Genomic DNA, 11,085 nt, shown 5'->3' on the forward strand with positions numbered 1-11,085 from the left:
GGTCGCCCGGCCCGGCAGCCTGACGCGGTGACCCGGGGCCCCCGCACGCGGAGGCGGTATCCCCCGGCCGTGCGGGGCGGAAAGCGGTCGCCCGGGGGACCTGCCCCCGGGCGACCGCGACCGCGTCCGCGCGCCTCAGGCCCCCGTCAGGAACTCCACCAGCAGCCGGTTCACCTCGGCGGGCCGTTCCAGATAGCCGAAGTGCCCGGTGTCGGCCACCACTTCCGACCGGGCGCCCGGCACGGCCGCCGCCATCTCCCGGCCCAGATGCGGCGGGGACAGTCGGTCGTCGGCGAACGAGACCACCAGGGTCGGCGCGGTGATCCCGGCGAACGCGGAGACGCTCGGCGGGAACCCGGTGAGCGCCGCGGCGAACTGCGCCCGGACCCCCGCCGACGGCGTCTCGGGCGCCATGGCCAGGACGGCGAGCCAGTCCTCCGCCTCGATCTCGTCCCGCAGACTGGCGGGTGACAGATTCGCCAGCGCGCCCAGCGCCGCCCGCGCCTCCGGAGGCAGCGCGACCGCGTGGTCGTGCAGGGCCATCTGGGCGTGGGCGAACGCCGACAGCGCCGCGTCGGTTCGCCCCCGGGTCGCCAGTAGGGCGAGCCGGTTCACCAGATCCGGCCGGACCAGCGCCAACTGCTGGGCCACCCGGGCACCGAGCGAGGTGCCCACCACATGGGCCGGCCCCTGGGCCACCTTCGCCACCAGTCCGGCCAGATCGTCGGTGAGGTCGTCCAGGGTGAACCCCTCGGGACAGGGCGAGCTGCCGCCCACTCCCCGGGCATCGAAGATGATCACCCGCAGTCCCGCGGCCACCAGCGCCGGCACCTGGTGGGCGCGCCACACCCGGCCGGGCGAGCCCGCCCCCATGACCAGCACGACCGGTTCCCCGGCGCCGAATTCCTCGTACGCGAGGGTGATTCCCCCGAGTTCGACGGTCCCTGTCACGCGCCTGTCCTCTCCTTGCCCACGACCGCCGTGGCGAGCGCGTCGAGCGCGTCCCGCCACAGGCCGGCCAGCTCATGAATGTCCCCCGCGTCGCAGACACCGGGGTCGTACCGCCACTCCGCCTCCACCACCGGTCCATCCGGCCCCGGGTGGACGGCGGACACCAGCTCCAGCGGGTACGGCTGGGCCGCGTCCGGCTCGCTGTCGCGCGGGAAGGCGTCCCGCAGCTCGTCATCGACCACCAGCGTCCACGGCCGGCCGTCACCGGTGCCGACGACCTGGTCCAGCCGGCCCAGATAGCTGAAGAACACTTCGGCCCGTACCGCGACCGCCGCACCGAGCAGACCGTGGTCGAACCCGCCGTGCGGCACCTCGGCCAGCTCCCGCGCCACCTTCGCCAGCAGCGCCAGCGCCGCCGCCCGGTCGTCGCGCGCCCCCTGGGGCGTCAGCCGCCCGTCCGGGCGGGCGTCCAGGACGACGGGGTGGAACACATTGAACCAACCCACGGTCCGCGAGGTGTCGGTGGCGGCGGTGGCGGTGGCGGTGGCGGTGGCGGTGGCGGTGGCGATCAGATCGTCCCGCCGTCCGTGTCCTTCGCGCACCACCGTGAGCCCGCTGTCCGCCGGATGCCCGCGCCGGGCCCGCCAGCCGGCCTCCGCCAGGGCCACCGCCGTGAGCAGCGCGCCCTCGGGGGTGGTGCGCGCGGACCGTAGCAGCGCCCCGGTCGTGGCCGCGTCCACCGTCACCCGGTGCGACACCAGCCGCCCCCGGGTGTGCACCGAGGGGTCGGCGATCCGGCGCGCCAGTCTCGGCGCCCGCTCGTACTCCCGGGCCACCCCTTCCCAGTAGGGCAGTTGGCCGCGCGTCGCGGGACCGGCAGCCCGCGCGGCCAGCGCGCGGGACCACTCCGCCATGGTGGTGCGCTCCGCGAGCAGCGGGCTCCCGGGGGAATCGTGGGCGGCGGCGAAGTCCGCCAGCAGGACGTGCCAGGAGACGATGTCCACCACCGCGTGGTGCACGGCGAGGAAGAGCCGCCGCACCCCGGTCTCCGTCTCCCGCAGGAAGACGCCCACCATCATCGCGCCGGCGGCCGGGTCGAGCCGCTCCCATACGCGCCGCGCGCTCCCCAGGACCGCCTGCGGGGTCAGTCGCGGATGCTCCTCCACCACCAGGACCTCGGGCACGGCGTCGGGCGCGGTCGGGACCAGGGCGAGTCCGCCGTCCGCCTCGTACACGGTACGGGCGGTGAGCTGCGGATGGGCCGCGCGGACCCGCTCCAGGACGCGGGTGACCTCGTCCGTGGTGATGTCCCGCGGCAGGGTGATCAGTTGGGACTGGGCGAACCGCCGGTAGGAACCGAGCCGCCGCATCCACTCCAGCGCCGGAGTGCGTACCCGGGCCGGCCCGGCACCGGCAGTATCGGCGTCAGGATCGGTGTCAACGGCGGCGGCGGTGGCGGTGATCGCGCGGGCAAGTTCGGCCGGGGTGCGGTGGACCGCGATCTGCCGGGGGGTGCAGCTCAGCCCGGCCCGCCGCAGTTCACCCACGAGCGTGATGGTGGCGATGCTGTCCATCCCCCGGTGGAACATATCGTCGTCGACGCCGAGACCCGGCTCGTCCAGCAGGGCGCGCGCCGCCGTGAGGATCGCGCGCTCGGTGTCGTCCGCCGGCGGCCGGGAACCACCGCCGGTGGATCCGTCGCCGGTGGGCCGGGGCAGCGCCCGCAGATCAGCCTTGCCGTTGACCGTGAGGGGGATGGAGTCCAGCTCCACCCACCGGGCGGGCACCATGTAGTGCGGAACGCGCCGTGCCAGGTCCTCCCGGAGCTCCACCGGATCCAGCCGGCCGCCCGCCGACCGCACCTCCTCGGTGGCGACCACATACGCCACCAGGACGCGCCCCCGGGCCTCCGGCCGCGCCAGCACCACGGCGCGGGCGATGTCGGGCCGGGTCTCCAGCGCGGCCACCACCTCGGCCAGTTCGATCCGGTAGCCACGGATCTTCACCTGGTCGTCGGCCCGGCCGAGGAAGACCAGCCGGCCCGCCGCGTTGCGCCGGACCACGTCGCCGGTGCGGTAGAGCCGCTCGCCGGTGACCGGGTCGGGTACGAACCGTTCCGCGGTGAGGGCCGGCCGGGCCTGGTAGCCGCGCGCCACTTGGAGTCCGCCCAGATACAGCTCGCCGCGCACCCCGACCGGTACCGGCCGCAGGTCCGGGCCGAGCACCTGGGCGGTCGACCCGGGCGCCGCGGCGCCGATCTGGGGTTCCTCACCGGCGACGACGAGCGCGTTGACGGCCTCGACGGTGATCTCCGTCGGACCGTAGAAGTTGTGCACCCGGGTGCCCCGGAGTCCGGCCAGCACGTCCCAGGCGCTGCGGGGTATGTCCTCGCCGCCCAGCGCCAGCACGGCCAGCGGGCAGCGGTCGCCCTCGATCAGTCCCGCGTCGGCCAGCCGGCCCAGCATCGACGGCGAGGTGTCCAGCATGTCCACCCCGTGCTCACGGACGCCGCGCACCAGCCGGTACGGATCGCGCTGGTCCTCCTCGTCGAAGAGGACCACGGTGTGGCCGCTGAGCAGGGCGAGCTGGGGCTGCCAGCTCGCGTCGAAGGCGAACGACCAGCCGTGGCCCACCCGGAGCACCCGTCCGGTGTCGCCGACGACAGGTCCGTAGATCTCCTCCCGGTGCGCCGCCAGGAGGGCGAGCAGCCCGCCGTGGGTGGCGATGACGCCCTTCGGCTCGCCCGTGGAGCCGGAGGTGAACACGGTGTGCACCGCCTGGTCGGCGGTGGTGCGGCCGACGGGCCGCACGGTGTCCGGCCCGTCGGCCGCGGGCGCCTCACGGCCCGTCGCGCAGCGCTCGCCGGACCACCAGTCCTGCTCCCCCGGTTCGGCGATGAGCACCCGGGCCCCGGCGAGTCCGACGATGGTGGCGTTCCGGTCCACCGGCGCGGACAGGTCGAGCGGTACGAGGGTGCCCCCGGCCTTCAGCACGGCGAGCAGGGCCACGAAGAAGGCGCGGGTCCGTGGCAGCGCCACCGCGACCCGGGTCTCCGGTCCGACGCCGAGGGCGCGCAGCCGGTGCGCGACGGAGTTGGCCCAGCGGTCCAGCGTCCCGTAGTCGAGCTCCCCCCCGGCGTCGATGACGGCGGTGCGCGACGGATGCCGGTCGACGGCGCGTTCGAAGGCCCGGTGGACGCCGTGGTCGGCCGGCAGGGGGGCCGGGGCCGGCAGCGGGTCGACCCGGCCGGCCGCCGCGCGCAGCTCCGCCGCCTCGTGGGGCAGCAGGATGTCCAGGTCACGGTGGGTGCGCGCGGGGTCGCGGGCGATCTCCCGCATCAGTTGCAGGAAGCGTTCGGCGAGCCGCCCGGCGTCGAGTCCGCCGAGGTGCGCGTCGACATGGTCGACATTGACGTACAGCCGCCCGTCGAGGAGGAACGGGACCACCGTCAGCGGGTAGTGGGTGTAGCTGTCCATGAGGACGGGTGCCATCGTCACCCCCTGCCCGAGGTCGAGGGTGTCCCGCGCCGTTCCCTTCGGCGTGTTGTGGAAGATCATCATGGTGTCGAAGAGGTCGCCCGCCCCGGCCTCCCGCTGGATCTCGCTCAACCCCACGTACCCGTGGGCCCGTTGTTCGGCGGCGTCGCGCTGAACGCGCCGGCACAGCTCGCCGAGCGGCTCGTCGGGTCGGAGCGTGACGCGGGCGGGGACCGTGTTGATGAAGAGCCCGATGGACGATTCGATGCCCCGGACCTCCTCCGGCCGGCCGGAGACCGTCACCCCGAAGGTGGTGTCCTCGCGGCCGGTCAGCCGGTGCAGCAGCACCGCCCAGGCCACCTGGGCGACCGTGTTGACCGTGAGGTTGAGCGACCGTACCCGGGCGAGGAGCGCGTCCAGCTCGGGCCCCTCCAGGGCGCGCATGGTCAGCCGGGGCCGGCCGGCGACGCCGGGGGGCGCCGTGGTGGCGACCACCGTCGGCTCGTCCACCCCGGCGAGCATCTCCCGCCATCTGCGCAGCGATGCCTCCCGGTCCCGCCGTTGCAGCCAGCCGATGTACTCGGGGTACGCGGGTGACGGTGTGACGGGCCCGGGTTCGTCCGCCGTGTAGCGGTCGGCCAGCTCCCGCCAGAGCAGGGGCACAGACCAGCCGTCGAGCACGATGTGGTGGAAGACCACCAGCAGCCGGTGGTGATCGGGGCCGAGCGCGGCGAGGGTGGCGCGCAGCGGGGGGCCCTCGGCCAGGTCGAAGGGCTCGTACTGCGCGGTGTGTGTGTACGCCTGGAACTCCTCGGGGGTCATCGTCACCTCCCGCCAGGGGAAGTCCACGGTCGCCGGGACCAGTTGTACGGGGTGGGGCAGTCCCTCGTCCCAGAACCGGGCGAGCAACTGCGGATGGCGGGCGAGGACCGCGGTGAGGGCGCGGCGCAGCCGTTCCGTGTCCAGCGGTCCGTGGAAGTCGGTGAGTACGGCGATGGCGTAGACGTCCGCGGCGCCGGGGTCCGCGGCGCCGCCGGGGTCGGGCGCGGGCGCGCTGTGGAGCATTCTGTTCAGTGAGTACAGCCCCCGTTGGAGGGGGCCGAGCGCCAGGACCTGGGCGATGTCCTGCTTGGGGCTGGGGGCCACCGGGTGTTCCTCACCTCTCGCTGGTGATCGGTCGTTCCCGCGCGGGCGCGCGTTCTTCATAGATTTCGTAAACGGGGGGCGGAGGGGCCGGCCGCGGTGTGGCCGCGGCCGGCCCGGACGGTCAGTGGGCCGCGGTGTCGGCGGCCATCGCCTCGCGCAGGCTCAGCGGGCGCATATCGGTCCAGTTCTCCTCGATGTACTGGATCACCTCGGCGCGCGATGCCTCGCCGAAGACGGTGCGCCAGCCGGGCGGCACGTCCCGGAAGACGGGCCACAGGGCGTACTGCTCCTCGTCGTTGACGACCGCGTGGAATCGACCGTTCTCGTCGTCGAAGGGGTTCGTGGACATGGTGGGTGCTCCTTGGGGGTGAGTGGTTCCGGAAGGTGGTGTGGATCGGGTCAGTGGGGGGTGAGCCGCCAGGCGTCCGCCTGTTCGCGGCCGGCCACGAAGCGGCGGTAGGTGCCGTCGTGCGCCAGCAGTTCGGTGTGGGTGCCCGACTCGGTCAGCCGCCCCTCTTCGAGGACGATGATGCGGTCGGCGTCGCGGACGGTCTGGAGGCGGTGGGCGACCACGAGGACCGTCCGGTCCCGTGCCAGCCCGGCGATGGCCTGCTGCACCAGCCTCTCGTTCGCCGCGTCGAGGGACGAGGTCACCTCGTCGAGCAGGACGATCGGGGCGTCCTTCAGCAGGGCGCGGGCGATCGACACCCGCTGCCGCTCGCCGCCCGACAGGGTGGAACCGCCCTCGCCGACCCGGGTCCGCCAGCCGTCGGGCAGCCGCTGGACGATCTCGTCCACCCGGGCCAGTTGGGCCACCCGCTCCAGCTCGTCCCGGGTCGCTCCGGGCCGGGCCAGCAGGATGTTGTTCTCGATGGTGTCCTCGAAGAGGTACGGGTCCTGGGAGACCAGGGACAGTTGGCGGATCAGTGCCTCGGTGCCCAGTTCGCGGATGTCCCGGCCGCCCACGAGTACCGTGCCGTCGCCGGGGGCGAGGTCGTAGAACCGGGCGATCAGGGCGAGGACCGTGGACTTGCCCGCCCCGGAGGGCCCCACCAGCGCGGTCAGCGTGCCGGGGGCGGCGCGGAACGACAGCGAGTCGAGCACCCGGTGGTCGGTCTCGTAGCCGAAGGTGACATCGCGGAACTCGAGCGTGGGGGCGCCCGGCTCGGCGGGGTTCACGGGCTCCGGCAGCGGTTCCACGGCCAGCAGCTCCTGGAACCTGCGCATACCGACCGCCGCGATCCGCAGTCCGCCGGCGACCTCGGCCACGGCGGTGAGGGGCTCCACGAACCGGACCGCGAGCACCATGACGGCCAGGAGGACCGCGATGTCCGCGTCGCCGGCGAGGGACAGGTGCACGACCAGGGCCAGGACTGCCGTCAGCACCGTCTGTAGTGCGAGGAACAGGGGCGCGCTGGCGGCCGAGTTGCCGAGCACCATGCGGCGGGCCTGGGCGTCCTGTTCGGTGAAGGCGGCGCCCAGGGGCCCGTCCTCGTCCCCCGTACGGCCGTAGGCGCGCAGCACCGGCTGCTGGGTGGCGTACTCCAGGACGTGTGCCGACGCGCGGTTCGTGCCGGCCTCCCAGTCGGCCTCGACGCGTTCGATGACCCGCAGGTAGAGCCGGTAGGCGAGCAGCGGCAGGGGGGCGCCGACGAGCAGTGCGAGGCCGATCTCCCAGCGTACGGCGAGGGTGACGGCGATGATGGTCGCCGGTGTGACGAAGGCCGTGACGACCGGGGCGATCAGGTGCGCGGGGGCGGTGGCCACGTCGATGGCGGTCTTGGTGACGAGCCGGTTGACGCCGGCGGAGCGGCCGGGGCCGAACCAGCCGAGCGGGATGGTGGTCAGTGTCTCGCCCAGCCGGGTGTGGAGCAGCCGGAGCAGTCTGCTGGACAGTTCGCCCGAGGCGAGGTGGTTGCGGAGGATCAGCAGGTGGTGGGCGACGACGAGGGCGCCGAGGACTCCCGCCCAGGTCCAGGTGCGGTCCCAGTCCTCGGTGAACACGGCGCTGAGCAGGGGAATCAGGGTGCAGCCGGCGAGGGCCTGGAGGACGGCGGCGGCGGTGATCCGTGCGATCAGGGCGCGTAGTTGGCGCCGTCCGGTGTCGTCGAGGAGGGTGTGCAGATCGCGGATCATCGTGGTGCGGGTCCTTCCCGGCGGTCGGCGTGGTCGGCGCGGCTCTCGGCCCCGGGGGTGTTTCCCGAAGGGTCGGCCGGAGGATCGGGCTCCGTGGGACCGGCCGGGGCGGCGGGCTCCGTGGGCTCGCCGTTGTGGGCCGCCCACAGCGCCGGGTAGAGGCCGCCGCCGCACAGCAGTTCGTCATGGGTGCCCCGGGCCGCGATCCGGCCGCCGTCGAGGACGACGATCTGGTCGGCGTGGCGGACGGTGTGCAGCCGGTGCGCCACCACCAGCACCGTCCGGTCGGCGACGAGGGCGTTCAGCGCCTGCTGGATGCCGGCCTCGCTGTCGGGGTCCACGGCGGACGTCGCCTCGTCGAGGATGAGGACGGGGCGGTCGGCGAGGATCGCCCGCGCGATGGCGACGCGCTGGGATTCGCCGCCGGAGAGGGTGGCGTCCGTGCCGATGACCGAGTCCAGCCCCTTGGGCAGCCGTTCGATCACGTCCGCGATGTGCGCCGCGCGGGCCGCCCGCATCACGTCGTCGTCATCGGCGTCGGGCCGGGCGAGCCGGATGTTGTCGCGCAGTGACAGCCGCAGCGGTGTGGTGTCCTGGAAGACGAAGCCGACGTATTCGTACAGATCCGCGAAGGGCAGCCGGCGCAGATCGGTGCCGTCGACGGTGACCCGGCCGGCGACCGGGTCGTGGAAGCGGGCCAGCAGTTTCGCGAGCGTCGACTTGCCGGAGCCGGACGGGCCGACCAGGGCCGTCATCGTGCCCGGCGCGAGGGTCAGATCGATCCCGTGCAGCACGGTGGTGTCGCCGTAGGCGAAGTCCACCGCGTCGAAGTGGATGGTGGAGCCGGTGGCGGGCAGCGCCGGTCCGTGCGGCACCGACGGCAGTTCCGGTTCGGCGAGGATCTGCCGGACCCGGTCGGCCGCGCCCCGGGCGGCGAGCAGCGCGTGGTAGTTGAACCCGACCGCCAGGACGGGCGCGGGAATGGCGAGCCCCAGCACGATGAACGGCAGCAGCTCCAGCGGCCCGTCGAGCCAGCCGGCGCGCAGCAGGGCGGCGCCCGCGACGGTCGTCGTCAGCAGCAGGGTCATCGGGGAGAGGGCGATCTCCATGAAGGTGGCGCCCGCCGAACTCGACCGCATCCAGTCGTGGTGCCTGCTGTCGAAGTCGTCGGCGGCCTCCCGGTAGGCCCGGTGGGCGCTTCCGATGGTGGAGAACGACTTGACCTCGGTGATGCCGTCGACGAAGCCCACGGTCACCGAGCCGAGCCGGCCCAGGGAGCCCGCGTACTCCACCATCTTCTCGGTGGTGCCCCGGGTGGCGATCTTCAGTCCGAGCAGGCCCGCGCAGACGGGCAGCAGGGTGACGACCGTCATCAGCGGATCGGTGAGCAGCAGATAGCCGAGGATGGTGGTGGGGACCACGACGGCCGTGGTCAGTTCGGTGACCGAGTGCGCCACCAGGTGGTGGAGGGCGCCCACGTCGTCCTGGACGGCCTTCTTCACCAGTCCCGAGTTGCGGTCGGTGAACCAGCCCAGCGGCACCCGGCCGAGCCTGCGGACGACCGCCCGGCGCACCGAGGAACCCAGGCGTACGTCGGCCAGGTGGGAGACGGTCGACGCGGCGAGCATCAGGATCAGGCGCAGGGCGAGGGCGCCGGCGGCGATTCCGGCCGCGGTCCACGCGGCCCCCTCGTCCACGGCGCCGCCGCGCACGCCGGGGAGCAGCACCTGGGCCAGCTCCACCAGGCAGATCAGCGGGACGACGCCCGCGAAGGCGGCGACGGCGGCGAGTGCGGCGCTGGCGCCGAGCGGTCCGCGCACCGGCCGCAGCAGCGCGCCCAGGGTGGCGGGGGCGTCGGTGGGTGGCGCGGGAGCGGGTGGCTGTTCCGTCCCCGGTGGGTCCTCCCCGCTCCGGGCGGCGGCGGGCGCGTCGGCCTCGGTGGTCGTCGGGTTCACTGGGGCGCTCCTTGCTCGTGGCCGGCGCCACGGGGTACGGCGGTGGGGGACGGCGGCCGGAACGCGAGGGTGATCAGCGCCAGCGCGAGTACGGAGGTGATGGCGGTGGCGACGGGGAGCCAGCCGGCGCCGAGCCGGGAGACGATGACCCCGCCCAGCGCCCCGCCGATGGCGATGCCGAGGTAGCCGAAGCTGGTGTTGAGGGCCAGGGCCTGGGCAGTGAGGTCGCCAGCGACCTGGTGCAGCCGGGTCTGGACGGCGGGCGAGCTGAGGTAGGCGAGGGCGCCCCAGAGGGCGACCAGCGGCAGGAGGACCGCCAGCGGTACGGGCCGCACCCACCACACCACCGCCAGGGCGAGCACCACGACGGTGAAGGCGCCGAGACCCAGCCGGATGGTGCGGTCGGCGCCGAGCCGGTCGGTGGCGTAGCCGCCGGCGAAGACGCCGACGGTGCCGGCTATCCCGAGCACGGCGAAGACCAGGCCGCGTACCCCGTCGTCGGTGGTGAGCACGCCTTGGAGATAGGGGACGAGGTAGGTCAGCAGCATGACCGAGCCCATGATCGCGAGCGCGCCGCCGGTGAGGGCGAGGGAGATCGGCCGGGCGGACAGCGCACGGACCTGCTGTCGCAGGGGCAGCGGGGCCGACGGTTCGGTCGCGGGCAGGAAGAGGGCGACGAGCAGCAGGCTCACCGCGCCCAGGGCCGCCATCGCGCCGAAGGTGGCCTGCCAGGTGAGGCTGGTGCCGATCCAACTGCCCAGCGGAACCCCGAAGGCGATGGAGCCGGTGACTCCGATCGCCAGGACCGACAGATACCGGCCACGGCGTTCGGGGGGTGCCAGTTCGGCGGTGCTGGCGAAGATCAGCGGGGTGGCCGCGGCGGCGGCCAGTGCGGCGGCGATCCGCAGTCCCACCATCACCGCGTACGAGTCGGTCGCGGTGGCGGCCAGATTGGCGGCGATGAAGACGGCCAGCGAGCCCAGGATCACCGCGCGCCGGGCGACGTGGGAGAGCAGCAGTCCGGCCAGGGGGGTGACCACCGCGATGGTCAGCGAGAACACCGTGACGAGCTGTCCGGCGAGTGCCTCGGAGACCGAGAGCCCCGCCGCCAGCTCGGGAAGTATCCCCGCGATCACATGGTCGTCCGTAAAGAACGTGAATATCGACAGGAACAACGCGACGAGCCACATCGGCGCCGCGGTTCCTTTCCCCTCTGCCACCACTTCTCCTGACCGGTATGGGTTGTGCGGGAATCACGCCGTACGGGAAGCACGCCGTACGGGAATCGCCGACACGGCCGCGGGGGGGGGGGGGGGGGGGGGGGGGGGGGCGGGGCGGGGGGCGGGGGCGGCGCCCGGGGGGGGGGGGGGGGCCGCGGGGGGGGGGGGGGGGGGGGGGGGGGGCCCCCGCCCGCGGCGCGG

The 11,085-nt window shown here is 74.1% G+C and carries 6 protein-coding genes; all 6 read right to left on the bottom strand.

Features of this window, described 5'->3' with window-relative positions:
* Nucleotides 1-135: 135 nt before the first annotated feature.
* Nucleotides 136-951 carry an alpha/beta fold hydrolase gene (locus ACH4S7_RS16555; protein ID WP_398521865.1) on the bottom strand — a complete coding sequence of 272 codons (816 nt, stop codon included), beginning with the start codon at nucleotides 949-951 and terminating at the stop codon, nucleotides 136-138.
* A complete protein-coding gene (locus tag ACH4S7_RS16560) occupies nucleotides 948-5,573 on the bottom strand; it encodes an amino acid adenylation domain-containing protein (RefSeq protein WP_398521866.1) in 4,626 nt (1,541 codons plus the stop codon). Before ACH4S7_RS16560 ends, ACH4S7_RS16555 begins: the two co-directional genes overlap by 4 nt.
* 121 nt (nucleotides 5,574-5,694) lie before the next feature.
* On the bottom strand, nucleotides 5,695-5,922 hold the full coding sequence (locus ACH4S7_RS16565; protein ID WP_398521867.1) for an MbtH family protein: 228 nt from the start codon (nucleotides 5,920-5,922) through the stop codon (nucleotides 5,695-5,697).
* A 50-nt stretch (nucleotides 5,923-5,972) separates the two neighbouring features.
* Nucleotides 5,973-7,709, bottom strand: a complete 1,737-nt coding sequence (locus ACH4S7_RS16570) for an ABC transporter ATP-binding protein (RefSeq protein WP_398521868.1) — start codon at nucleotides 7,707-7,709, stop codon at nucleotides 5,973-5,975.
* Entirely contained in the window at nucleotides 7,706-9,664 is a 1,959-nt protein-coding gene (locus ACH4S7_RS16575) for an ABC transporter ATP-binding protein (RefSeq protein ID WP_398521869.1), read from the bottom strand. The genes ACH4S7_RS16570 and ACH4S7_RS16575 overlap by 4 nt, the downstream gene beginning before the upstream one ends.
* Nucleotides 9,661-10,884: an MFS transporter gene (locus ACH4S7_RS16580; RefSeq protein WP_398521870.1), complete on the bottom strand. Its 1,224-nt coding sequence runs from the start codon at nucleotides 10,882-10,884 to the stop codon at nucleotides 9,661-9,663. Before ACH4S7_RS16580 ends, ACH4S7_RS16575 begins: the two co-directional genes overlap by 4 nt.
* Between the last annotated feature and the right edge of the window lie 201 nt (nucleotides 10,885-11,085).

This window comes from Streptomyces sp. NPDC020965, from assembly GCF_044333555.1.
Taxonomy (GTDB): domain Bacteria; phylum Actinomycetota; class Actinomycetes; order Streptomycetales; family Streptomycetaceae; genus Streptomyces.